This is a genomic window from Ectobacillus sp. JY-23 (genome assembly GCF_023022965.1).
Classification (GTDB): Bacteria; Bacillota; Bacilli; order Bacillales; family Bacillaceae_G; genus Ectobacillus.
Genome location: NZ_CP095462.1, coordinates 261633 through 284570, shown reverse-complemented (window position 1 = coordinate 284570; position 22938 = coordinate 261633). Strand labels below are relative to the sequence as shown.

General features: G+C 40.6%; 25 protein-coding genes and 1 pseudogene. 5 read left to right on the top strand and 21 right to left on the bottom strand.

Translation table 11 applies throughout. The features are described from left to right. Positions 1–45 precede the first annotated feature (45 nt). The 10 genes from MUG87_RS01505 to MUG87_RS01460 form a co-directional block, all read right to left on the bottom strand. Positions 46–483, bottom strand: coding sequence for a hypothetical protein (locus tag MUG87_RS01505; protein WP_247084893.1), 438 nt, complete (start codon positions 481–483; stop codon positions 46–48). Beyond that, a complete protein-coding gene (locus MUG87_RS01500) occupies positions 480–1442 on the bottom strand; it encodes a bifunctional lytic transglycosylase/C40 family peptidase (RefSeq protein WP_247084891.1) in 963 nt (320 codons plus the stop codon). The genes MUG87_RS01505 and MUG87_RS01500 overlap by 4 nt, the downstream gene beginning before the upstream one ends. Then, on the bottom strand, positions 1439–3244 hold the full coding sequence (locus tag MUG87_RS01495; RefSeq protein ID WP_247084889.1) for a VirB4 family type IV secretion system protein: 1806 nt from the start codon (positions 3242–3244) through the stop codon (positions 1439–1441). The genes MUG87_RS01500 and MUG87_RS01495 overlap by 4 nt, the downstream gene beginning before the upstream one ends. Next, positions 3210–3860, bottom strand: coding sequence for a hypothetical protein (locus tag MUG87_RS01490; protein WP_247084887.1), 651 nt, complete (start codon positions 3858–3860; stop codon positions 3210–3212). Before MUG87_RS01490 ends, MUG87_RS01495 begins: the two co-directional genes overlap by 35 nt. Next, entirely contained in the window at positions 3790–4164 is a 375-nt protein-coding gene (locus tag MUG87_RS01485; RefSeq protein ID WP_247084885.1) for a hypothetical protein, read from the bottom strand. Before MUG87_RS01485 ends, MUG87_RS01490 begins: the two co-directional genes overlap by 71 nt. 4 nt (positions 4165–4168) lie before the next feature. Continuing rightward, the gene (locus MUG87_RS01480; RefSeq protein WP_247084883.1) at positions 4169–4483 is read right to left on the bottom strand and encodes a pilin; all 315 of its coding nucleotides are present in this window, start codon (positions 4481–4483) and stop codon (positions 4169–4171) included. After that, positions 4480–4647 carry a hypothetical protein gene (locus MUG87_RS01475; RefSeq protein WP_247084881.1) on the bottom strand — a complete coding sequence of 56 codons (168 nt, stop codon included), beginning with the start codon at positions 4645–4647 and terminating at the stop codon, positions 4480–4482. The genes MUG87_RS01480 and MUG87_RS01475 overlap by 4 nt, the downstream gene beginning before the upstream one ends. A 542-nt stretch (positions 4648–5189) precedes the next feature. Then, complete coding sequence (locus MUG87_RS01470) at positions 5190–6488, bottom strand: ABC transporter permease (protein WP_247084879.1); 1299 nt, start codon at positions 6486–6488, stop codon at positions 5190–5192. After that, the gene (locus MUG87_RS01465; protein ID WP_124564615.1) at positions 6478–7170 is read right to left on the bottom strand and encodes an ABC transporter ATP-binding protein; all 693 of its coding nucleotides are present in this window, start codon (positions 7168–7170) and stop codon (positions 6478–6480) included. The genes MUG87_RS01470 and MUG87_RS01465 overlap by 11 nt, the downstream gene beginning before the upstream one ends. A gap of 19 nt (positions 7171–7189) precedes the next feature. Beyond that, entirely contained in the window at positions 7190–7651 is a 462-nt protein-coding gene (locus MUG87_RS01460; RefSeq protein ID WP_124564614.1) for a GNAT family N-acetyltransferase, read from the bottom strand. Positions 7652–8165: 514 nt separating this feature from the next. Here MUG87_RS01460 and MUG87_RS01455 point away from each other — a divergent pair. Continuing rightward, positions 8166–8981, top strand: coding sequence for an alpha/beta fold hydrolase (locus MUG87_RS01455; RefSeq protein WP_247087424.1), 816 nt, complete (start codon positions 8166–8168; stop codon positions 8979–8981). Between the two features lie 44 nt (positions 8982–9025). Here MUG87_RS01455 and MUG87_RS01450 read toward each other — a convergent pair whose 3' ends face one another. Next, positions 9026–9853, bottom strand: coding sequence for an ABC transporter permease subunit (locus MUG87_RS01450; RefSeq protein WP_247084877.1), 828 nt, complete (start codon positions 9851–9853; stop codon positions 9026–9028). Beyond that, positions 9846–10745, bottom strand: a complete 900-nt coding sequence (locus MUG87_RS01445; RefSeq protein WP_245999868.1) for an ABC transporter ATP-binding protein — start codon at positions 10743–10745, stop codon at positions 9846–9848. Before MUG87_RS01445 ends, MUG87_RS01450 begins: the two co-directional genes overlap by 8 nt. A 196-nt stretch (positions 10746–10941) precedes the next feature. Between MUG87_RS01445 and MUG87_RS01440 the strand changes: the two genes are divergently transcribed. The 3 genes from MUG87_RS01440 (at position 10942) to MUG87_RS01430 (ending at position 14020) form a co-directional block, all read left to right on the top strand. Next, positions 10942–12006, top strand: a complete 1065-nt coding sequence (locus tag MUG87_RS01440) for a hypothetical protein (protein WP_247084874.1) — start codon at positions 10942–10944, stop codon at positions 12004–12006. 124 nt (positions 12007–12130) lie between these two features. After that, positions 12131–13491, top strand: a protein-coding gene (locus MUG87_RS01435; protein ID WP_247081727.1) for an IS1182 family transposase whose coding sequence is annotated in 2 segments (ribosomal slippage) — positions 12131–12692 and positions 12692–13491 — 1362 coding nt in all. Because the reading frame shifts where the segments join, the coding sequence is not laid out codon by codon here. A 142-nt stretch (positions 13492–13633) separates the two neighbouring features. Next, complete coding sequence (locus tag MUG87_RS01430) at positions 13634–14020, top strand: ribosomal maturation YjgA family protein (RefSeq protein WP_247087422.1); 387 nt, start codon at positions 13634–13636, stop codon at positions 14018–14020. 70 nt (positions 14021–14090) lie between these two features. On the opposite strand, the gene MUG87_RS01425 is transcribed toward MUG87_RS01430, so the two are convergent. The 7 genes from MUG87_RS01425 to MUG87_RS01395 form a co-directional block, all read right to left on the bottom strand. Continuing rightward, positions 14091–14621 (bottom strand): DUF4871 domain-containing protein, encoded by a 531-nt coding sequence (locus tag MUG87_RS01425; RefSeq protein WP_247084872.1) that lies wholly within the window; start codon positions 14619–14621, stop codon positions 14091–14093. A 10-nt stretch (positions 14622–14631) separates the two neighbouring features. Then, entirely contained in the window at positions 14632–16044 is a 1413-nt protein-coding gene (locus MUG87_RS01420) for an aminoglycoside phosphotransferase family protein (protein WP_247084860.1), read from the bottom strand. Then, complete coding sequence (locus tag MUG87_RS01415) at positions 16041–16598, bottom strand: 2'-5' RNA ligase family protein (RefSeq protein WP_247084859.1); 558 nt, start codon at positions 16596–16598, stop codon at positions 16041–16043. The genes MUG87_RS01420 and MUG87_RS01415 overlap by 4 nt, the downstream gene beginning before the upstream one ends. Before the next feature lie 148 nt (positions 16599–16746). Next, the gene (locus MUG87_RS01410; protein ID WP_247084857.1) at positions 16747–17760 is read right to left on the bottom strand and encodes a S66 family peptidase; all 1014 of its coding nucleotides are present in this window, start codon (positions 17758–17760) and stop codon (positions 16747–16749) included. A 93-nt stretch (positions 17761–17853) separates the two neighbouring features. Next, positions 17854–18174 carry a hypothetical protein gene (locus MUG87_RS01405; RefSeq protein ID WP_247084855.1) on the bottom strand — a complete coding sequence of 107 codons (321 nt, stop codon included), beginning with the start codon at positions 18172–18174 and terminating at the stop codon, positions 17854–17856. Between the two features lie 205 nt (positions 18175–18379). Beyond that, positions 18380–19054: a hypothetical protein gene (locus MUG87_RS01400; protein WP_247084853.1), complete on the bottom strand. Its 675-nt coding sequence runs from the start codon at positions 19052–19054 to the stop codon at positions 18380–18382. Positions 19055–19129: 75 nt separating this feature from the next. Then, positions 19130–20152, bottom strand: coding sequence for a serine hydrolase domain-containing protein (locus MUG87_RS01395; RefSeq protein WP_247084851.1), 1023 nt, complete (start codon positions 20150–20152; stop codon positions 19130–19132). A gap of 350 nt (positions 20153–20502) precedes the next feature. Here MUG87_RS01395 and MUG87_RS01390 point away from each other — a divergent pair. Further along, a pseudogene (locus MUG87_RS01390) lies at positions 20503–20718 on the top strand (hypothetical protein); the annotation flags it as partial. 185 nt (positions 20719–20903) lie between these two features. Here the strand turns inward: MUG87_RS01390 and MUG87_RS01385 are convergent. Next, complete coding sequence (locus MUG87_RS01385) at positions 20904–21296, bottom strand: nuclear transport factor 2 family protein (RefSeq protein WP_247084849.1); 393 nt, start codon at positions 21294–21296, stop codon at positions 20904–20906. A 79-nt stretch (positions 21297–21375) separates the two neighbouring features. Continuing rightward, positions 21376–22917: an FAD-dependent oxidoreductase gene (locus MUG87_RS01380; RefSeq protein ID WP_247084847.1), complete on the bottom strand. Its 1542-nt coding sequence runs from the start codon at positions 22915–22917 to the stop codon at positions 21376–21378. Positions 22918–22938: the final 21 nt, after the last annotated feature.

Sequence of the window (22938 nt, the reverse complement as noted above, 5' to 3'; positions counted from 1 at the left end):
AATCCCACTGGCGTTAGCCAGCTTGCCCCTTTAGGGGTGGGAGTGTCAATTTGGAATATCAGCGATTACGCGTACCTCATCTACTAGCCACACCTTCTCCTTGTGCATAGATAACTCCAAATAATGGGTTGTATCAATAGATTTGCCTTTTACTTGAATGGTACGCTCCACCACCGCAATACTTTTTGTTATCCCTTCTCGCTGTTTACTAACAAAAACAGAGATATTACGAATGCGTATATTGGCTTCTTTCTTTGACTCTCCCGGCGGTATTACAGAAGCAACTACTTGCTCTGTTGCGTATGTGGCTAAAACTTCATAGTTTTTATTGTACAAAGCTTCACAGAATGAACGAGCCGTTTCTTCTACACTTGGCGTTTGTTTTACAACCACTTTCTCTTCATACAGACAAAAGTAAAAGACCCAAGCGGATATAATACAAATGAGTGGTACAGTGAAAATTAACCATGTAAGCCATCTCACTGCTTTTCCCCTGCCCTTCCGTACGCGTAGATTTTTTCACGCCAAACCGCTTTATGTAAATCACTGTATTCTACGCCCGCACTATTGCTGTTATACATCATACCGTTTCCTACGTAAATACCGACATGACTGATAAATGCATGGTCGCTTGTACCGGTAAAGAATACCAAATCTCCCGGCCTAAGCTCCTGTTCAGAAATACGTTTTGTATATTGAAATTGCTCTTGTGCTGTTCGCGGCAAATAAATACCAGCCGCCGCAAAGGCCCATTTTGTAAGACCGCTACAATCAAAGCTCGTATCCGGTGTTGCACCTCCCCAGCTATACGGCCAGCCTTTATATTTGAGCGCTTCTGCCATCACTGCTTGAAATGTGTCTCCCGGCCCTTGCAAATATTTCATAACCTTTTTAGCATACGTATAATCGCCGTAACAATGAGGTGTTCGCCAGCCACAACTCGCTGATGTGGCATGTGATAGGGAAAAATGCTTGCGTAACTCTTCCGTACCAATACGTCCCTGTTCCTTCACATAATAAAGCCAACCCGGTCCGTAGTTGTAGCTTTGTATAATAGTGGCAAGGTCTGTAATACCAAGCTTTCGAGCTGTATCGAGCATACTTTTCCAATGCTTTACACCTTGCCGAATGCTCACCTCAGGGTCAGTTATGGCGCCGGGAGGTAAACCAGCTGATTCACTGCTTTGCATAATATCTGCCAATTTTCCGCCGCTTTCTTGCATCATAATTGCAAGTAATATAGGTACATGTTGTTCTTCAAGACCGGCATCTTGTACAGCCATTCGCATAACCGGTTCCCATACCGATACGCTAGTTGTCTGTGGTTTACTTTCCGACAATTCACTACCGCCAAACAGTAAAATAAAGCCAAGCATACAAGTGAAAATCCCGCCTACCAATAGCTCTTTCCAATATTTCAAAACAACAAAGCCCTTAATCATGCATGACTCCCGAATCGTTCTGCATATTGCTGCGGATCGATGACACGCAGCTCTTCCGGTGTGACATCAACTCTCATGTATACACGATGATTGCCAGCAACGTAAATACCCTCTCCTTGTTTACGACGACCAATGATTGCTTCCTCTTCTTCCGAAAGGGGTAGTACATCATGCTCTTTTAAATCACGAATATCATTATCTTGTAGTCCTAAGAGCAGCATACCGATGCTGTTATTCAAAATTGCCTTTCCAGCTGCTGCACCTAGAAAATCAATCGGTTGCTGCGAAGCGACGATAGCTTCTCCTTCATATTTACGGATACGTTTATACACATCGAGCAAGAATAGGGCACTTTTCTCACTGCGCATCAGCAAATGTGCTTCATCTACATACAGCTTTTTAGGTGTTGTCGTATCACGGGTAATTTCCTCCCATAAAAACGACAATACATGAAACATAACAACCGGTTGACTATCGCCGTCCTGTTGCAAATCACGAATATCAAAACAAATAAGCGGATTATGCAAATTAACGTTCGTTGCACCATTAAAAAGCTTGGCGTTCGTTCCTTCTGTATACGTTCGTAAAATTTCCCGAAAATCCCGCAAGCGCTCATACCCTTCCTCAATATGATGATACAGGTCGCTCAGCGTTGGAAAATCCTTAGCATTCCTTCCTGCAAACTGTGTATGTTCAGTAATATCATATTGTTTATACACAGCAAACAAAGCTCTCTCCAAAAGTGCACTTTCGAGTACACTCATATTTGGATAAATAAGCTTAAAAAATATTTTTAATCGCTGCATCTTTAAAAATAAAACACTACCACGCATATCATCGTCAGTTATATCATGTAAGATATGAAACGGATTAATAACATGCTCGGTATTGTTGCTAAGCCGAATGACTTGACCGCCAATTTGTTTTACAACACGCGCAAATTCACGTTCAGGATCAATGAGAAAAAAGCGGGTGTCTTCTCGCTCAAGTACCCATTGCCGCAGCAGATGCTTTTGCATGAAAAAGCTTTTGCCCATTCCTGTCGTCCCTAAAATAAGCATATTCCGAGACGGAAACATTTTTTTATCATTCATATCAACTAACACAACGTTATCGGTATGCATGTTTTGCCCCATAATAATACCGCTTTGCATAAATAATTCGCTCTCATCAAAGGGAAGCATAGAAGAAACGGCTGCGGCATGCATATTTTGATGTGTATAATGCGGCAAAGTAATGTCACAAATTGGGAGTACGCTTTTAAACGCATGCATCATATTGTCTCTAGCCGGTGCTACTGAAAGACCTGTTTGCCAAATGATGCTCTGCAGACGCTCTGTCAATCGCTCTAGCTCTTCCAGACTCATCGCCTGCAAGTGGATATATGTATGCACGAGGAAAATCGTTTTATGATTATGTGCAAGTAATATATCCAGCATATGTTCTGCGCTTGTCTTCTTCTTTTCCGTTTCCTTACGCCGAACTGGGGAAAGTGGTTGATCCAGCCTTGCTTCATACTCTTCTATAGATTGATTTAAATGACGAATCATCTTATCGCTGGCAATTGGTACAATATGTGTACTAATATTCATATTTCCTGAAAAGCGATATAATTTGGTAAGCCAATTGCCACGAACACTTCCAGGGTAATCAACAACAAGTAAAGTGCGTGCATAATTGTTGCCAAGTATAATATAATCCCGTTGCTCTTCAGCAACCCCAGGCGCGATTTTATTTTTTAAATCTGTGCATGTTCCTATATATAACTCAAGCTCTGACAACTTCTTGCCCGAAAAAACCATATGTGTTCCCCCCTGTTGTATACGGATGAAAGATATGTTCAATCGGACTGTGCTGTGACCCTTCGTAATTAAACAAGGTATGAAGATACCTTGCAATCTCTAAGTCATTGGCTTCTCGTGCCATAAGACCTATTTCTTCTAAGCCCGTCTTCACATGCTTTTTCTTTTGCTCAAGTACAAGCATCCCCTTCTCATAGCACTCCTTCGTTGTACCCTCTATGGATTCGCTCATCATTACGTAGCGCTGTCTTTGAATGATAGCCGCACTCGTTTCTATCCCCTTTGCATATGCGATATATCCCTTTAATAATTCCTGCTTCATTGTGCTCTCAGCTTGTTTAGCTTCTAGTGATTTAATATAGCCCCCCATATCCACTGGCTGTGAAACAATGGCTGTTTGCAGAGGAAATGATAAACTCCTTAAAAACAACTCGTACTTTTGCATGGTCTCATTTAATTCACGATGACTCATTAAATCTAAATTGAAAGAAGAGACGCGAAGGAGTTGAACAAGTCGAAAATTCTCAGTTACAATAATGCCCCCATCAAGCGCCCGAACCGGAATAAGATTTTGGACGCTCTGTTCCTTTCCGCGTTGTTTCCATCGTTTCCACATATATACTCTCCTTTCGATAGTAATACACTCGTTGTCTATTAAAAAAACGCAAACACTCCCGCGCATGATGCCAAAACGGAATGTTCTCTCGAACAGGTCTTACATACACAAGAACAGCTGAAACCATGAGTGTAATTGTAATGATTGGGATTTTAATGTACATAGAAATTGGCATCAAGAATATTGGAATATCCAATAAGAGAGATGGAACAAAACAAAGTAAATCTCGCAATGTCACATGTGGTAACACTTCAAATTGTCCATTTACATTTCCAGGAATGGTATACTCTTGTTTCTCTTCCATTCTGTCACCCAAGTAAACTTAAGAACCACTTCATAATAACCCCAGCACTCATCACCACAGCAACAATAATCAACGTATCTTTCATTCCTTTTTTGTACTCACCTTTTTTTCCAGAAGAAGTGGACATCGTATACATCACACCCATTGCCATAATAGCTGCCGTTCCAATAGACGGAGCAACCACCATAAAAAAATTAATAAGACCATTCGCAACATTTTTTACAATTGTGGTAGGGTCATCTGCAGCCCATACCGACTGAGGAACCAATCCGATACAAAACAAAAATATAAACACTAGTAAACGCCGGTACGTATTCATCGCTGTTCTCCTTTCGGCAGGGTATGCTTATCCAGATACTCCTCCAAAGCACGGGCTACAACATGATAAATAAAGCGATCATGCAGACTGCAATACACATCAAGCCGTTTTTTCAGCTCAATTGGGATTTCCGCATTCAATTTTTTCGTTTCCTCCTGTTTCATGCGTGTTCTCCCTTCTTTATAAGAAATCTTCCTTTCTTCCTCTATGTATATCCATGTCAGTCCACAAAGACAACTTTTATAGCACAGCTTCTTTTCGTAAAATCTCGACATAACTTTCTACGATAGAAAACTAGTAACATTTTTCAATAATATTATTATGTTAACTGTATTCAAATAGACAGAAGCAGGTATGGTATGTTTGACCAACAAGCGTTCGTATCTTATAAAACTGTACATATTAAGCGAATTGTCCTTCCTCTTTCTTACGCTTATAATAGACGGCTTTTTTCTAAAAGATTGCTATTTTTAAATAAGTTTCTTTGTTTCAGGTTGGTTGAAGCAGAAGGTGCGAGACTCCTGCGGGAGCAGCGGGTCAGGTGAGACCTCACAGGCTGTAAGTCGAGGAGGCTCACCGCACGACCCGCGGAAAGCCAGCACCCTGGAGCGGAAATCAGCCACTCACGACTACTTGCTACATCGCAACAAAGTTTGCGAAAACAGCCTAATAGAAAAACCGCCTCCTGTTACGAGGCGGCTAGTTACTATAAGTCACGGCGAAGTGCAGCCAGTACGTTAATTCGTGTTGCCTTTAGCGCCGGACGGAATCCGGAAACCAGCGCAACAAATAAACTAATTCCTACCGCAATTAAAACAAGACTCATTGGAATATAAGATAGCGTAAAATCAATTTCTCCTTGTGCTTCACCGAGCTGTCGTAACACGATGGGTAAAAGTATATTCACACTCCAGCTTACCGCATACGCAATTAAAATACCAAATAATGATCCAACGATACCGATAAACGCACTTTCCATTAAAAATAATCTACGAATTAAACCAGGATCAGCACCCAAAGACTTCATAATTCCAATTTCTTGCGTTCTTTCAGTAACGGCCATTGTCATTGTATTGAAAATGCCGATAGAAGCAATTAAAACAGCAATGGTACCAATAAAAATCAGACCGATTTTAAAAATAGTGAAATACAAGTTCATTTGATCCAGCTCTTCACTGACAGAGTATACATAAAAGCCCTTTTCCTTTAAGCTCTCCGTAATGCCCTGCACCTTATCCACAGATGTTGCATACAGCTTATAGTTCGGCATAAATAACTCTTGTTCTGTAACTCCTTTGCTTTGGAGAAACGATAGAATATCAGTTTTTGCTGTATCAGGTAACAAGATTGCATCATCCTGCATCCAATCTTTGGCTGGTTTTTTTCCTATCCCTACAACACGTAGCTTATATTCTTTTTTATCTTCAGTACCTTCTTTTGGATTCTTTATAGTCAGAGTAAAACTTTTATTGAGCAACTCACCTGTATACCCCTCAGGCTGTACAGGCTTTTCTGACATAGGAGTTTCTAACGCTTTTCGTTCCTCTTCGCTTAATAAAGCTTTGCCAAAATTGTATCCAACAATTACTTCATCTGCTGCTTCTGGCAACCTTCCTTGCGAAAGCTCGAGATTGGATTTTTTTTCTTCTTTCATATCCGAAAATCGAACGGGCATAAAACCAGTACGACTTTCCCATTGCACTTCTGTTGCCCCCATAAATTCTTCTCTAAATACAGTTGCTTTTATATTTTCTGTAGCTCGTAATACATCCAAATCTGCCTGCGTAAACGTACCACCATCTTGTTTACCATGTATACTAACTTCTGTTAAGGTTTGCGTTGAAAGCATTTCCTGTGTGGCACTCTTTTGAATCCCGAATCCGATGGATGCTAGCACAACTAAAAAAGCACATCCAATAGTTGTCGCAAAAATCGTCATAAATAAACGTAATTTGTTTTTCTTCATATTTTTACCGGCAAATGCTAACTGATCTTTAAGCTTCAAGAAGAACACCCTCCTTTACAAGCTGACCGTCAGCCAAATGCAACTTGCGATGTCCAATAGACGCTACTTCTTCATCATGAGTAATCATGACAAATGTAATGTCTTGTTCTTCATTTAACTCGCGAATGAGCTTTAAAATCTCTTTCTCCGTTTCAGAGTCCAAACTGCCCGTCGGTTCATCTGCAAAAATGATAGATGGCTTTGTCACGAGTGCACGAGCAATACTAACACGCTGTTGCTGTCCGCCTGAAAGTTCGTTTGGAAAATGATCTTGTACCTCCGTCAAACCGACACGTTCTAAAATTTCGGTTACACGTTCCTTTCGATTTGTCATCCCTTTTAATGTAAGCGGTAATTCAATATTTTCATAGGCGGTTAAACCAGGGATCAACTGAAAATTTTGAAAGATAAAACCAAAATGGTCCAAACGAAACTTGGCCCACTGCTTTTCATTAAACTTCGTCACATCTGTCCCGTCAATGCGAATAGAACCCGTATCAGGAGAAATAAATCCGGAAAGTAAATTTAGCAGGGTCGATTTCCCCGATCCACTTTTGCCGACAATCGTCACAACTTCACCTTTATGTATCGTTAACGAAACCTCTCGTAATACAGAAATGATTTGTTCTTTTCCTTTTCTTCCAATGCGAAAAGAATGTGATATATGTTTCATTTCAATCATGCATACTACTCCCTTCTATTTACGACAATGTCTTTAACATATTTAAACTTGCTACTTCAAAACCAAGGCTTTCATACAAATTACGAGCAACCGTGTTATAAGAAAACACATGTAGCGCTAAATGCATCATACCTTGTTCTTTTACCCATTCTTCTAGCAAAGTCATGGTCATGCGGCCATAACCTTTTCCCCGTTCTTCTTCTACTAATCGAATGTTGTATAAAAACGCTCTTTTTTTCTCTTGATCCAGAAAAACCCATACATTCCCAACCTGTTTTTCACCCACTACATCAAATAAATAATGATGCTTTGTCAGGTGGCCATCTGGTAATAACTTATTGATTTGTTCTTTCGAGCGCTGCAAAGCTTGCTCCTCCGTCAACAACATGCTTTTGGCAATACTTTGGGCGTAGCTTTGAATTTCTTCCTGTAAAAATACTTGAAATGTCTCTTTCGTCATAGGTTGCAGCGATAATTGCATAGATAATTTCTCCCTTCTTTTTTCGACAACCTATCTTTAATTCTCCATATTTTGCTAAACACCTCTTTCTAGAACAGCACATTATTAATTGTGTATCACGCGTCGCTATCAAGTTACTTTTAAAGCAACACCATGTATGTAGTGTAAGAGATAAATCTTAATATCTATTTAGGGAATTTCTTAAGAGTTTCTTAAGGAAAGGCTCCGTTAAAGCTTGCTGCTGATTTCCGTTACAGATGCTCGCTTTCCGCGGGGAGTCAGGGACCTCCTCAGCGCTATGCGCCTGCGGGGTCTCCCTTTGACTCATTTTGCCCGCAGGAGTCTCGACCCCTTTACTCCCATCAACAAGTGAAAATAATCAACATTAGGCTTTAGCACAGTCTAAGAAAAAAGAAACATTTAAAACCTGAAATTTGTTTACATACCTGTTTTACTGCTAAACTGTAGCTAATTATATCGTGTACACGAGGTGAAGTTTGTGAAAAAATGGTTGATTGGATTGTGTCTCTTACTGATGGTAGGCTGTAAAACACCGCCTTCTACTCCTAGCATCAAACAACCCCCGGAAACCTTTAGGATAGAAGAGAAAATCATGGACATTGATGGACAAACGATTTACTTTAAGAAAATTGGGGACGACAAGCCGCCGCTTTTAATGCTTCATGGCTACGGCGGCTCATCTGACGGCTTCAAAAAAATTTACCCCGCTTTGGCAAAGCGTTTTACCATTATTTCTGTTGATATATTAGGGTTTGGAAGATCTTCTAAGCCAACTGACTTCCGCTACTCCTTTCCTGCACAAGCAAATATATATTATAAACTTATGCTTAAATTAGGGTACGTGAAATTTTCAACCCTAGGACACTCTATGGGTGGTGAGATTGTTATGAATTTAAGTTACCTTTATCCAGAAGCGGTAACGCATCTAATTTTATCTGATGCACCAGGAGTCGAAACACTTACTACAGGAAAAGGCAGTAAAAAACCGAATCTCAGCACCGAGCTTACTACTGTTTCTGATATGAAAGCATATGATTTGAATCAGGTTCGCAATAATCGTAACGATAATGCCCATCATATTGAGCTTCATAAACAACGTTCCCGCCGTCTGCAAATTCCCGCAAAAGAGCTTACTGTTCCAACCCTCATTGTTTGGGGGCGAAAAGACAGCAGCGTGCCATGGCAGGATGGCGAAACATATGATCGCTTGCTTCCAAACAGCGAGCTGCGCATTATTGAAGAAGGCTTTCATGCACCATTTCGTCAAAAACCTGATGAATTCATTGCTTATATAGATGAGTTTTTTGCGATGTATCCAAATACAAAATAAAAAAGCCAAACGATGGCTTTTTTATTTTATAGCAAACAACCTGCTCACATTTGTTTTTCAAATAAGGTATTTCGATTGTTGTACTTGGCAATTTTATTTAATACAAAGATATTTCCGACCAATAAAACCACTCCTATAATGAATAATATGACGGGATTTAATAGTAATAGCCCAGTCGCCTGTGCAACAACTAAAGCAATGATTGGAATGACAACAGTACTACCGAGCTGCTGTGCTGCCTGAAAACTTTGTACACGTGCCGATATTAATACGTTAATTAAAATTGTTAGCAAAGCCACAAGGGGTGCTACCCAAAATACAAGGAGCAGCCAATTTGCATTTGGAAAGATACGCGACTCAAACATACCTATCGTCGCCAATGTAATGACTATACCGAATAACAGAAAGCTTACAAAGGAAATCAAAACTGCCGGAATGAATGCAGACAACACTTTTCCGATAAATAGCTCCTTTATTCTAATTGGCGCAAACAAAAGACTCTCTAGTGTACGACGCTCCTTTTCGCCTACAAAGCTGTTGGCGGCGACCATCATGGCGTTAAGACACGGAATCAACAAAAACAAGGAACCAAGCATATAATTTGTCATCACATATACAATTTGATGATTCATACTCGGTAATTCTTCTAGCATCTGCCTTGTTTCACCTTGCGGTAAAGCGCCCATAATCGTTTTCACAAACATTTCAATATCTTTATCAATGGGTGCGTATTTCGCCGTTAGGGTTAATACAAGCGGCAAAATGACGCATACAATAAACGGCAACAGAACCATCCCCAGCCAAATCTGACTATTGGACGTAATGGCCTTCATGTCTTTTTTTGCAATCGTCCAGATTACCGTCCTATTCATGTTTTCCCCTCCTGATTGCAAAATACAACGATTCTAAATCACGATTTTCAATTTCCACCTGATGTACCCATGTTTCCTTTGTCAAAGCAGCAAGCAAGTTCGTAATTGCATCTTTACTTGGTAACTCGAAACGCACTGTTTCATGATTTACTCTTTCGTACGAATAGCCAGCATATTGTCCTGACCCAGCCAAGCCAGTTTCAACTTTAACGCTAATTTGCTGCACATGACGTGCTTCCAGCTCAGATTTTGTACCACTTTCCAAAATGCGTCCTTGCTCCAAGAATAAATATGTATCGCACACCGTCTCCATTTGATGCAAAATATGTGAGCAAATCAAAATAGTCGTGCCCTCTTCCTTGCTAAGCCTACGAATATACTGCATAACAAGCTGAATGCCTTCTGGGTCCAATCCATTTGTTGGTTCATCTAAAAACAATAAAGATGGTCTATGCAAAATGGATTTAATCATCCCGAGGCGCCGCTTCATCCCGGTGCTGTATGTTCCGACCTTTTTATGCTGATGATTCGCTAACTGAAATTCTTCTAATAGCATTTGTATTCTTCTTTCGTCATACATTCCGTATAGCTTTGCAAAAAATTTCAAGTTTTCAAGTCCACTCAGCTCGTAATATAAGCCCGCACTTTCCGTTAAAATACCACTCATGCGCCGAATTTCATGTCCGTTTGTAACAGGATTCCAATTTCCAACAAGGATGCTGCCTCCATCTGCATCAATAACGCCATTTAACAATCGAATAATGGTCGTTTTACCAGAACCATTCGGTCCAAGTAACCCAACCGTCTCTCCCTCTTTCACAGCAAAACTAACATCTTGTAAAACAAGCTGCTCTCCATAGCTTTTCCTTATGTGTTCAGCTGTAATAAACAAACCTCTCAACCTCCCGCGTCTTGCTTCATTCATCTTTCATATACGATGTTAATGAGTATTTCTCGTGTTATTTCCAACCTAATTATACCATTAAATTACAAATATTTATCACAAACATCACCTTTTTCCAATATAAAACATTCACTTTACAGTATATACTATAAATATAGTGAAAATACACGTAAGGAGGTACACTATGACAAGCTCTTTATCTATAAAAAAACTATGTTGGTTCGCAGCGTTCACGGTTCTCATTGTTAGCTCTAACATTCTCGTTTATCAATTAGAAGCGCTTCAACCTGTTACACCCGCAGTTGCCGTTGGTTCTCTCCTTGACTTTATTGTTGTTATCCCTTTACTCACGTACTTCTTTGTTATACGAAAACGATATTCGTTAAAATATATTCCCCTTGTTGCAATTGTTGGCTATGGTATCGCTCATCTTATTATTCCTGCTCATCACCTTACATCTTATTCTTTTCTCAGGTATATTTTATTTGCAGGAGAGGGCGCGTTTCTCCTATTAGAACTATACATTTTATACAAAATTATTACCAAAATCCCTCGTGTTATAAGGAGTTTTAAGTCACAAACGAATACATTAACATTTGAGCAACGACTAGAATCCTCCTCTGCCGCACACTTAAAATCTTCTCGGATACTAGATGTGTATTACGCAGAATTAGCTATGGTGTATTATAGTTTATTTTCTTGGCGAAAAGCTGTATCGCCAGCACCGCTTCAATTTACGTATCATCAAAAAACCAGTATGATTGCACTATATGTTATGCTAATTCATGCGATGGTAATTGAAACAGTTGGACTGCACTTTATCCTTCACAGCATCAGTCCTGTTCTATCTATCGTAACGTTAGTACTAAATGTATACACCGTTTTGTTTTTCCTAGCACAAATACAAGCTACGCGTTTGTGCCCGTTTACGATTACACAACATACACTTCACCTGCAGGTGGGTCTAACTAAAAGGCTGACTGTTCCCCTTTCTGAAATCAAACAAATCGTGCGTTACGACGGACCGGAACGTTTGTCCAAGCAAGAAGAAAAAACAGTATTTGATGGCTTAGCACCTGATTTTATTCGTGAGAAACCCGCATTCGAAATTGAATTTTATACACCACAACAGGCTAAGCTCATGTATGGCTTTACAAAAGCAATAACGAAGGCACATATTCGCCCTGACGATCCGGAAGCCTTTTACACAGCTCTTACTAAAAAACTTAAAGAATTTCAAAATCTATAAAATTCGGGGATTCTGTATAGAATCCCCAGGCTGTGGAGAAAGTGTTCTCCACAGCCGTTTTTTATGTTTATGACTTCTTTCCACTGTGCAAACTGATTAAAAAGGAGAGAAGGAGAGATTTGATATGATGGGTGCACTGAAAAATCACCGAGATGAGCGTGTTACGACTTCAATCGAAGAGCTTGTTCCACAAGATCACTTTTTACGAGCTGTAGAAGCCACAATAGATTTTGCTTTTATTGAGGAAAAGCTTCGCCCGTATTACTGCGAAGATAATGGGCGTCCTTCCATTCATCCCATCACTTTATTCAAGATGATTTTTATCGGTTACTTTTATGGAATCCGTTCCGAACGTCAGTTAGAGAAAGAAATTAAAATGAATCTAGCGTATCGGTGGTTTTTAGGCTTTTCTTTATCAGATCCTGTTCCTGATCACTCTACTATTAGTTGGAACCGACGTACTCGCTTTGTTCACACAACCATTTTTGAAGACATCTTTCAAGAGATTGTCAGACAAGCTCAATCCCACCGCATGGTGGGCGGTCGCGCTCTAATGACAGATTCTACGCACGTAAAGGCGAATGCAAATAAAAATAAGTATGTACAAAAGCTAAAAAAAGAACAGCCCAAAATCTATCTAGAAGAATTAGAAAAGGCTGTAACTGAGGATCGGCAAACAAACGGAAAAAAGAACTAAAACCTCGAAAGGAAGGCGAAGCCAAACAACCTACTTATATCCGTTCTAGTACAACAGACCCTGACAGTGGATTTCTAATGAGAGACGGAAAACCAAATGGGTTTCACTACCTCGATCATCGCACTGTCGATGCAAAATACAATATCATCACAGACACATATATTACGGCCGGGAATGTATCCGATTCTGGGCCGTATTTGGCACGTCTTAAAGCGCAAATAAAAACCTTTGGATTTCAGGTAGAAGCTGTGGCACTAGATGCGGGATACTTTACAGGTCATATTTGTAAAAATTTAGCGAAACAAAACATTTTTATGGTCATGGGATATCGTAGATTCGGAAAAACAAATAAAGAGGTACCAAAACGTTCTTTTCATTATGTAAAAGAGTCAAATCGCTTTGCTTGCCCGATGGGTTGTATCTTATCTTATGTGACGACAGACCGTGATGGAAATCGACAATATAAATCGAATCCAGATGATTGTGCGGCTTGTCCTCTTCGTCCCAAGTGTTTTTCTAAACAACAAAAAACGCGTACCATTACTCGACATATTTGGGAGGATTATAAGGACTTGGCTCGCGCCAACAAAAAGACAAGTGCCGGTAAGCGTCTGTACAAGCTACGTTGTTCTACAATTGAGCGCAGTTTTGCCGATGCGAAAGAACTTCATGGCTACCGGTATGCACGTTTTCGAGGGCGGGAGTCTGTCCAAATGCAGGCTTTTCTCACCGCAGCTTGTCAAAACATGAAAAAAATTGCCCTTCATCTGACCAAACAGGTCAGATGAAGGGCAATTCCTGTTTATTTTTACTTCATTTCAGACATAGTTTCCATAAAAATTGAAACTAGGGACAGAGTATTAAGAAACCTTTTAGGTTTCTCAACACTCTGGGGATTCTGTATAGAATCCCCTTACTTAATTTGGAGGTATATTTATGAAGCGTAACAGATTGTACTACAGCTTATTTCTGTTTCTCACAATGGGACTGGGTTTGCTTGTCCGAAAGTCCAGCTTTGCTTTGCCTGCTCTTGTGAATACCTACGCTGGCGATTTGTTATGGGCTTTACTAATTTTTATTGGATTTGGTATTTTGTTTCCACACTACCGAACGAAAACGATGATGCTGATAAGTATATCGTTTTGCTATGGCATTGAGCTGAGTCAATTATATCAAGCTGATTGGATTCAAGAACTGCGACAAACACCGCTGGCTCTCGTGCTAGGACACGGCTTTCTATGGAGTGATTTGCTTGCGTATACGCTGGGAGTTGTGCTGGGAACATTTATGGAGAAAAAGATAGACGGAAAATATTGATTTCCTTTTAATCATTTAAGATATAGAAATTAATAAAAGGCGTGAGAGACCAGCCAGTCGTCACTTTATTTTACCCTATCACATCTATTAGAAGCACATCAAACAACTTTTGATCAATGTAAACTAATAATGCCCATTCTCCAGCCTTTGGAAGCATTACATTAGAAGGTGTATGTAAATTAGCACCATGTATCGCAGAGCCTAGCCCATTACGTGACCAAATTGCAGCTTCGGTACCGTCATATAAAATGGGCTCAAAAGTGCCACTGTTCTTATGAAAGGCTGCTATTGTCATCAGACTTCCGCTCTCTTTCCAAAATAACCACATCCATTTTTCTGGTTGATTCACTTGTAGCTGCGGCCCTAAATATGCCGACTTATTCGGATTACCTGTTAGTTCTACTTTTTCAGAGGCGAAATGCTGTACCTTCTTGCTCCAATCAATTTTCTTGGTATGTTCTAGCTTGACAAACGAAGGCAACTGCCCCGGCACATGTACTTGTGAGCTTGTTTTAACAGGTCTAGGATTAACCTCTTTTTCAAAGCAGCCTGCAGTTAAAAGACAGCTGGCGGCTATGAGAGAAAGTCGCCTCTCCAACATGATCTCCTCCTTATCCCTCCAAAAATGTTAAAAACCAATTTGCATATTCATATGTATCCTTCCACCCTAAACTATTTTCTTCTACATTCCAGCAGGTATACAGAATTGCCATCGCAAATCCGGCCTTCAATATCCGCTCTCGATTCAACTGCAGCTCTTCGCTCAGCATCGAAACACGGTCGTTCAGCACGGCTTTGGCATTGCTCACATCCTTTAACTCGTTTACCAAAAAGGATGTAACATCAAAATAACGACTTCCTGCCAAACCCTTTGGATCAATTGCTTTCCAGCCTTCGTTTGTATATAAAATATTTTGATGATGGAGGTCACCGTGCAATAGCTCTTCAGGCTCTGATGAAATAATTTCTCCAAAAAACATCTTGGCTTTGTAAACAAGTTCTACTAAAATCGTAGCGTCTCCTGTTTGATTTTGTAAAAAACGATCCAACCCCTTCATCCAATCAGCTACTTTTGGAACTAACATATGTGATGGTAATGGACGGCGTAAAGCCTTCCACACCTCTGCATAATGTAACAGGGCTGTTCTTTCATCCTTCTCCTCTCGCAGCATTACGCCCGGTTCCAAACATTCTAAAAGCATCGCACCACCCGCCGCATCTACCTGAAGCAACCGAGCGCATCCTTTACCTTCATAGATTTGTAGCGTCTGAACCTCGTTATTAAATTCATGACCAGGGATACCTAGCTTTAAAATGACCGGTGTTCCGCCGTGTATCTGTGCGCGCAATACATAGTTATAAGACAAATTTGATATTGGTTCACCTATATAAAGGCTCCATTTTTCCTCGTACGTATGAACCGTATCATCTAGATGCATCAGCCATTGTGTGCCCTTCTCCCCAAAGCATGCCGTAATTTTTTTACAAAAGGCATATGGAACCGATGACGGAACAGATGTAAAATCTAGCAACGCTTGTAGCTCTCCATTCTGATACATACGGAGCACAGTTTGTGCTGTTTTCTCTGCACAATCATATTGCTTTTTTGTGATGAGATTTGCGTCTAACGCATCACATAATTCATCTTCATCTAGTAACACCGCTTCTCCATCAGGAAAACACACCACATCCAAATACAAATCATCGTACCACGGTACACCATCTGCACGAATACCGTGAGATTCGCAAATATCAATATACCACTGTACAACTTTTCGATTAGCATCCAGCATAGTAGTAATTGTGTAGGGCTTTCCTTTTGGAAAATACTGCAGCCACGTATAACCGTTATCTGCCACGCATATCTTTCGATTTCCCTGCAGCATCCAAAGCGGCTCGCGTACTTCTCTGATAAACAGTTCACAAACTATACCGGTGAATACACTGGTATTTCGCTCATACACTCGATAATCTTTACTAATAATGCGTGACCAATCTGCTCGATCTCCATACTTTCGCTTCATGCTCTCTCCTTTAAAGACCATTCCTGAATTATTGGTGCTGCTACTATTTTTCCGTTTACTTTCTCAGTGCGAATGAGCGCCAGCTTTGTTAGAAAAGCGTTCTGTACAGGTAGCTTATTTGTACAATACAACAACGCCTCCGCCAATTTGTCCGCTTTTAGCCTGCTGGCAATCGTACAGTGCGGCACCCAGCGTCCAGGTTCATATAGAGAAGGTTCCTCAGCAGCGAAACCACTCAGCAAATCATGATGCCGTTTATGAAAGTCCAGGAGCTCCTTCGTCGGTATCGGTGCCCAAAACAGTGCTCCAGAGGATATAAATGTACCAATTGTACACAGTGTAATCGGTACACGCTGTGTCGCTTGGTAACACATATCCATTCTTTTGATAAATGAGATTTCGTCTAACTTGTCGTAGCTTGCAAGTGTAATATGCGGCTGTCTGTTTTCTATCTCCTTTGCATAGTGAGAAATCTGTAAACCAGCCAATTCATTCCAAATACGTATTACTTGTTGATGTGTTTCTTTATCAAATAATGCAATGATAGCGTACATACGAACTCCTTTGATATTAGTTTATATTCTCCGTCCTTTATACAGAATTGGTTTCGTATTCTCTACCTCTTATTCAATTCAGAGTGTTCCTCTTACGTTTTATATAAACGAAAAAGGTCCTCATTCTCATCAGAAGACCTTTTCCATACTAAGCTTTAAAATGCTGTATAACAGTTCCTTTTCCCTTGCTTACCTGTACTTCGGCGTAAGCGCCGTTTACAAATGTGATTTGCGGCGGCACATGACCGCAATCTACATCATAGACAATCGGAATCTGCAGTTCATCTTGTAAATCACGATACACGTCCTCAATAGTGTATCCGCCAACTTCCTTGTTCGCAGCGCTTCTGCCAAACAAAATACCACTGCAGTTCTCAAACCATCCCGCTAGCTTCATCTGTACAAGCGTTCGGCGTACATCAGTCGTAGTCAATTCACAGTTTTCAAAATACCACACAATCGGTTCATCATGAATATGCTCTTTTTGAAATTTGGCTATATCACCAAAAGGCGTACCAATGATATGACGAATCACATCAATACAGCCTCCAAGCAAGCGACCTTCTATATGTACATCGTCTCCTGTGATTGTTTTCCATTCAGTTTGCTCAGTTAAATGAAATACACAAGGTGAAGGATTTTCATGATTCCATTCTTTTTGATAACGTTTCGATGAATGTTGTACAATTGATGCGCCAGTTGTTGTCGTAACAACCTGCTCCCACATCGCTGTTGTTTCATCAACGAGCTCACCACGCAAATCGACGAGGTTTGTACCATGCGCTGTTGCTATACCCGTCTGTAGCGTAAGCGCCAGCAACAATAAGCTCGTATCAGAATAGCCTAGCACCCATTTTGGCTGCAGTCCTTTAAAATCAACGTACTCTAACATTTCTATAAGTAATTCCCCGCCCCAAGGGGGTATAATAATTGTAGTCTCTTGATCTCGTATCATACGATTAAACTCGTCAGCACGCTGTTTAGCATCAGCGGATTTTGCTTTATACTGCGTCCACACTGTATCACCGCATACAACTCGAAAACCTCGCTCCTCCATACGCCGGCATGCAAGTCGAAACATTTCATGTAGCACTTTTGGTACACCTGAAGAAGGAGCAGTAACACCAAGCGTCCGATGTCTTAAAGCTGGATATTGTATCATATGTATCCCTCCAAATCTTTACATGATTTTACCAGAGGAGAAACAGATATACAATGAATTTTTCAAAAAAACTGATTTTTAACCCCTATTTATTTACGCAAAATACTTCCAATACGCTGCGATAACATAGAAAAGTGATAGTATCGTATACACAATAGAACCAATGAACACCGCATTCGCTCGAAATTCATATTCCTCCTCATCCACCTTAATCCCGCTCTGTGCCTGCGCCTGTAAGCGCAGACTATTACTAGAAAAACCACCCTTACTGCTGAAGAAATACGTAATAACAATAAACAGAAGCCCCACAAAAAAGGCAAGATCTTCATATTTCCAGCCGACTACCTTCGTTAAACCATATACAAGCATTGCCTCAATGAAAATAGTAAAAATAATTCCTAGAAATTTTTTCATGATGGCCCCCTACACAATCCTTTATACATATTATAACATTAAAAGAAAGAAAATTCAGTCATTAACTTAACCAAAGCATGGTCTGTATTAACAAAAAACATCCCCAGCTCACTATTCCTATCAGTAGGGAGAATAACAAAGAAACATGCTTTAATGAAAGGGAACAAGCACCTTTCTCTTTGAAAGATGGCGAGTTGTATGGCGTTTATTGTAGGAACTCTCCTATTTCAGCAGGCAAAACCTCTTGCTCCCATGGCATCCAGTAATATTGATCCTGACTTTGAAACACGGAGTAGGTATAAGCAACTGGCTCATTTGTATAGAAGCTAACTTCATATTCCTTAGCCTCCTCACTGATCGCAACCTCCTGCACATGCCCTTCCTCTAGCAAGCTAAACATTCTCTCTATTTCACTTGGATCTGTAATCTCACGGATGAACTGTATGTTTGCGTTATCACGTGCGTACACCGTTATTTTCTGTACTTCCTGCTTTGGCATATCTTTATAATGCCACTTATAGTTCTCTAGAGACTTATCTTTATAATATATACAATATCCATTCACTTTTTTAGTGTCCTTTACTGCAAGCAATTCTGGATGACCCTTTACCTGATACAGCACCGTACCCGCTTCTAAAAAGGCTGCGTCTCCATTTTTGGCTTTATATTCCGGGTCATGAATATTGTCGCTGATACGGAACTTTATTTTTCCGACTTCCTCACCTATTAAACTTGGATCAGCCAGCGTTCCTGTTGAAATCCCATGGTATTGCTCATTGTTCCACTTGATAAAGTCCACCCATTCAATTACGGCATGCCGTTGCTCCCCACAGGCCGTCAACAGCAACAAACATAGTATCATGACCCATCTATCTTTCATCTGTTCCTCTCCTATTTGTCTACAGTCAATTATTCTATACCTATAAAATAATTGCTTGACTTTTTATCCTACTTATCATACCTGTAATTGTTCCTCCACTATATTCATCATTTGAAATGCACCTGAAGATTTATTTGAAAGCACCGATAGTATGGTTTGAGATGCAGGGTAAACGACAGAGTGAAAACTAACACCCGGATCGTATCCCATAATATGATACTTTTTCACATGCTTATTTTCTATCTTCATCCAAATGCCATACCCGTAATACACATGCTCTTTCACCTGCACATGCGGCTTTAAAAGCAGCTTCGTAGATGCCTCGCTAAGTATTTGATAGCGAAGTAAAGCTCTCCAAAATTTCGTCATATCCGGCGCCGTTACATAAGCCCCCCCATCAGCACCACTTTGAATGGGAATGGAGTATATATTCGTACGCCACGCACCGCCATCTTCATCAATATACCCAAACGCAGTATTTTTCGGCAAACAATCTAGTGAAAAGTACCCGGAATCAAACATATCACAGCGTCGTAACACATGTTCTTCTATATACGTAGAAAAAGGCGCTCCGGTCACCTGCTCAATAATCATTCCAAGCACAATGAAGCCAGCGTTGTTGTAATGAAATTGTTCACCTGGTTCAAACATCATGCGGCCATGCTGAAACATCGGTAAAAAGTCTGAAGGACGCTTCAAGGTATACATGGGGTATTCCTGCCATAAATCCTCAAAATCGCTCATTATTGCTTCATCAAAATAGTCAGGAATCCCTGAGGTGTGCGTTAATAAATGATGAATTGTCAAATCACCATTTATATGGGGAAACGCTATAGGTAAGCAATCCTTTAATTTTGTGTCAAATGCTAATAAATCCTGTTCAATCAAGCGGCATATAGCAATTGCAGTAAACAATTTACATCCAGAAGCGATACCAAAGCGAGTTTGCAGGGTATTGCGGAGCCCTTCGGAACGATTGTAATAGCCCTGTGCGTGCTCAAATAAAGTGCTTCCTGCCTGTTCGATTGTAATCACACCAGAAAACTCAGGGTGTGATGCAACCTGCTGCTGCATCTGTGTAGCATTTAGAATCTTCATATAAACCTCCTTCAAACAATAGTGCAACTCATCACGAAAATAACCTCTCTTTGTATTCTCGCTTTGGCGATTAATTCCTGCAAACAAGGTTGACAGTACATAAGGTAATTGCGTTGTGAGTAAAGTATCAATAAAAAATAATGACTGTTTTCCCAATCTTTGTTGCTATGTAACACGTAGTGGGGAGTGGTTGATTTCAGCTCGGGGTTGCTCGCTTTCCGCGGGGCGTGCGGTGAGCCTTCTCGGCTTACTGGGGTCTCACCTGACCCGCTGCTCCCGCAGGCGTCTCGCACCTTCCGCTCCAACCAACCTGAAACGAAGAAACCTATCTAAAAACAACAATCTTTTAGAATGGATATGAGGGACTTGCGTTTATACCAGATGAAATCAGCTGGCGTTTCAAATTGTATTCTTCACCCGAAGAAGCTCCGACCTGGTCTGGGAAAATTGACATTATTACCGCTAAAATGATAAATGTACAAATTCAAGTACGCCCATCCAACTCTAAAACAGAAGAGTTGGGACCACCGGTGTTAACAAATAAGATTTCCGACTACAAACCTTAGGCTACGCACATCTATACCAGACACTTTATGATGATTTAAAAACGGGAGCTCACACTTGTGAACTCCCGCTTTCTTTCTGATCTTAGTTTCCTATTGTTCTGCAGCATCTAACAATATGTGTTTCTGCTTTAGCTTGATTTGCTGAATTATGTTTTCACTTTGCTTATTCACTACAGCTTTGATAGTTAGAATCGTTCAAAGCAGTCGTAGTTTCGTTGCCGAAATATCTTTCCGTTTTTGAATTCAAATACACAACAAAAATAAGCCTTTAATTTTTGCCCCATCCGAAACACTCCTACGTCCGTAGCCACCTCTGCAGTCCAGATTACTTCTGTCACTACAACATCTCCCGATTCAATCACACCTTGTATATCGTACTTTTGCTGCATAAGCAATTTTTTGCCGGCGGGCATTCTTTGCAGCAGCATATCCCAATTACTGACCACGACGCGATCTGTAATCCAATTTGGAAATTCAGTCTGCTCAATGTCTGGATGCAACAATGGCTTATAATCTTCTGGCGAGGTACTGAACTGTTCACTCAGTTCAAAAAAACGTTTCACTGTCTCTAGTTGCATGCTTTCCACTTCCTTTTAATAAAAGTAGCGCCATTCTCTTGTAACCGTCATGCTTAGGAAATATGCTATTACACACCTCTTACTCCAGTTCTATTCGCTTTAAAGGCTTTTCCGCTGGTCCCTCAATTACATCGCCATCCACTGAAAACCTAGAACCATGACAAGGACAGTCCCATGTACGATCTCCGCTGTTCCATGCAAGCTCACAGCCCATGTGAGTACACGCAGAGTCCACAATATGTAGGTGCCCGCTCTCATCACGATATCCACAGGCTCTTTTTCCGTTCACATTAACAACGGCTCCTTCGTCGCTACTCAAGTCACTAGGACTTCTACGCACAATCCCTATCTTGTCGCCAATCAAATGCTTCGCCACATCAATGTTTGTCGTAATAAAGGCTTTAATATTCGGATCAGCATGAAATCTAGACGGACTATACAGCTCTTGATATGGATTGTCTCTTCCTACAATCAAATCTCTTAATAACAAAGCCGCTGCAGTTCCGTTTGTCATCCCCCATTTCCTGTATCCTGTCGCAACAAATATATTCGACTCATCAGCTGAAAGACGACCAATGTAAGGGACTTTATCCAAGGTAATTAAATCTTGAGCGGACCATCTATAAGGAATCTCTGTAATGCCGAATGATTCCTCACCAAAGGCCTCTAGTGCTTCATAGTGCTTGATTGTACATATTCCTTGCCCCGTTTTATGGCTTTCTCCTCCAATTAAAACAAGCTTTTCTCCGTTGACGTTCGTATATCGCAGCGAACGCTTCGGAGAGTCCGCACTCAAATACATACCGCCTGGGAAGGCTTTTTCTGTCTTTACACCCAGCACGTATGAACGTTCTGCATACATGCGTGTAAAGTATAAATTAGGCATTTCATAAAAGGGAAAATGCGAGCAGGATACTATATGGTTGCAGGTGACCCGGTAACCATCTCTTGTGATAACGCTCGGCCGCTCCCCTTTTTCAATATCGACAGCTGTCGTGTTCTCATAAATAATGCCTGATTTTCCTACAAAAGCTTGAACAAGCTGAAGTAAAAACTTCAAGGGATGGAACTGAGCCTGTTGCTTCATCACAATGGCTGCCTGCATTTCAAGTGGCAGCGGCATACTTTGTACGTATTCACTCACAATGCCAAGCTTCTTATAGGCTTCATACTCCACCTGTATTTGTTTAACACCTTCACCTGTATTGGCATAAATATAAGCATCTTCTTCCGTAAAATCACATTCAATCTGATGTTCGTTAACCATATTTTTAATAAACTGCAAAGCATCGCTGTTAGCTTGATAATATAGCCTAGCTTTTTCTTCCCCAAAATGATGAATCAGTTCGTCATAAATTAAATCATGCTGCGCAGTAATTTTCGCGGTAGTATGACCCGTTGTTCCGTTCAATATAGTACTTGCCTCTAAAAGAACAACATTTAGCCCTTCTTGTGCAAGTAAATAGGCGGTTATAATTCCAGAAATTCCCGCACCAACTATTGCTACATCGGCTTCTATATCCCGATCTAGTTTAGGGAAAGACGGAATGTCCAAACTAGTTCTCCAATAGGGCTCAGGATATTGCGGCATTTTACTAGTTCCTGTTTGATGCTTCTCCATGACTGTACCTCCACTTATGGC

What these genes read in the sequence shown, in the direction of transcription:
- MUG87_RS01500 (WP_247084891.1), bottom strand. Translation starts at nt 1,442, where the DNA reads ATGATTAAGGGCTTTGTTGTTTTGAAATATTGGAAAGAGCTATTGGTA.
- MUG87_RS01495 (WP_247084889.1), bottom strand. Translation starts at nt 3,244, where the DNA reads ATGGTTTTTTCGGGCAAGAAGTTGTCAGAGCTTGAGTTATATATAGGA.
- MUG87_RS01490 (WP_247084887.1), bottom strand. Translation starts at nt 3,860, where the DNA reads ATGTGGAAACGATGGAAACAACGCGGAAAGGAACAGAGCGTCCAAAAT.
- MUG87_RS01485 (WP_247084885.1), bottom strand. Translation starts at nt 4,164, where the DNA reads ATGGAAGAGAAACAAGAGTATACCATTCCTGGAAATGTAAATGGACAA.
- MUG87_RS01480 (WP_247084883.1), bottom strand. Translation starts at nt 4,483, where the DNA reads ATGAATACGTACCGGCGTTTACTAGTGTTTATATTTTTGTTTTGTATC.
- MUG87_RS01475 (WP_247084881.1), bottom strand. Translation starts at nt 4,647, where the DNA reads ATGAAACAGGAGGAAACGAAAAAATTGAATGCGGAAATCCCAATTGAG.
- MUG87_RS01465 (WP_124564615.1), bottom strand. Translation starts at nt 7,170, where the DNA reads ATGATTGAAATGAAACATATATCACATTCTTTTCGCATTGGAAGAAAA.
- MUG87_RS01460 (WP_124564614.1), bottom strand. Translation starts at nt 7,651, where the DNA reads ATGCAATTATCGCTGCAACCTATGACGAAAGAGACATTTCAAGTATTT.
- MUG87_RS01455 (WP_247087424.1), top strand. Translation starts at nt 8,166, where the DNA reads ATGGTAGGCTGTAAAACACCGCCTTCTACTCCTAGCATCAAACAACCC.
- MUG87_RS01450 (WP_247084877.1), bottom strand. Translation starts at nt 9,853, where the DNA reads ATGAATAGGACGGTAATCTGGACGATTGCAAAAAAAGACATGAAGGCC.
- MUG87_RS01440 (WP_247084874.1), top strand. Translation starts at nt 10,942, where the DNA reads ATGACAAGCTCTTTATCTATAAAAAAACTATGTTGGTTCGCAGCGTTC.
- MUG87_RS01425 (WP_247084872.1), bottom strand. Translation starts at nt 14,621, where the DNA reads ATGTTGGAGAGGCGACTTTCTCTCATAGCCGCCAGCTGTCTTTTAACT.
- MUG87_RS01420 (WP_247084860.1), bottom strand. Translation starts at nt 16,044, where the DNA reads ATGAAGCGAAAGTATGGAGATCGAGCAGATTGGTCACGCATTATTAGT.
- MUG87_RS01415 (WP_247084859.1), bottom strand. Translation starts at nt 16,598, where the DNA reads ATGTACGCTATCATTGCATTATTTGATAAAGAAACACATCAACAAGTA.
- MUG87_RS01410 (WP_247084857.1), bottom strand. Translation starts at nt 17,760, where the DNA reads ATGATACAATATCCAGCTTTAAGACATCGGACGCTTGGTGTTACTGCT.
- MUG87_RS01405 (WP_247084855.1), bottom strand. Translation starts at nt 18,174, where the DNA reads ATGAAAAAATTTCTAGGAATTATTTTTACTATTTTCATTGAGGCAATG.
- MUG87_RS01400 (WP_247084853.1), bottom strand. Translation starts at nt 19,054, where the DNA reads ATGAAAGATAGATGGGTCATGATACTATGTTTGTTGCTGTTGACGGCC.
- MUG87_RS01395 (WP_247084851.1), bottom strand. Translation starts at nt 20,152, where the DNA reads ATGAAGATTCTAAATGCTACACAGATGCAGCAGCAGGTTGCATCACAC.
- MUG87_RS01385 (WP_247084849.1), bottom strand. Translation starts at nt 21,296, where the DNA reads ATGCAACTAGAGACAGTGAAACGTTTTTTTGAACTGAGTGAACAGTTC.
- MUG87_RS01380 (WP_247084847.1), bottom strand. Translation starts at nt 22,917, where the DNA reads ATGGAGAAGCATCAAACAGGAACTAGTAAAATGCCGCAATATCCTGAG.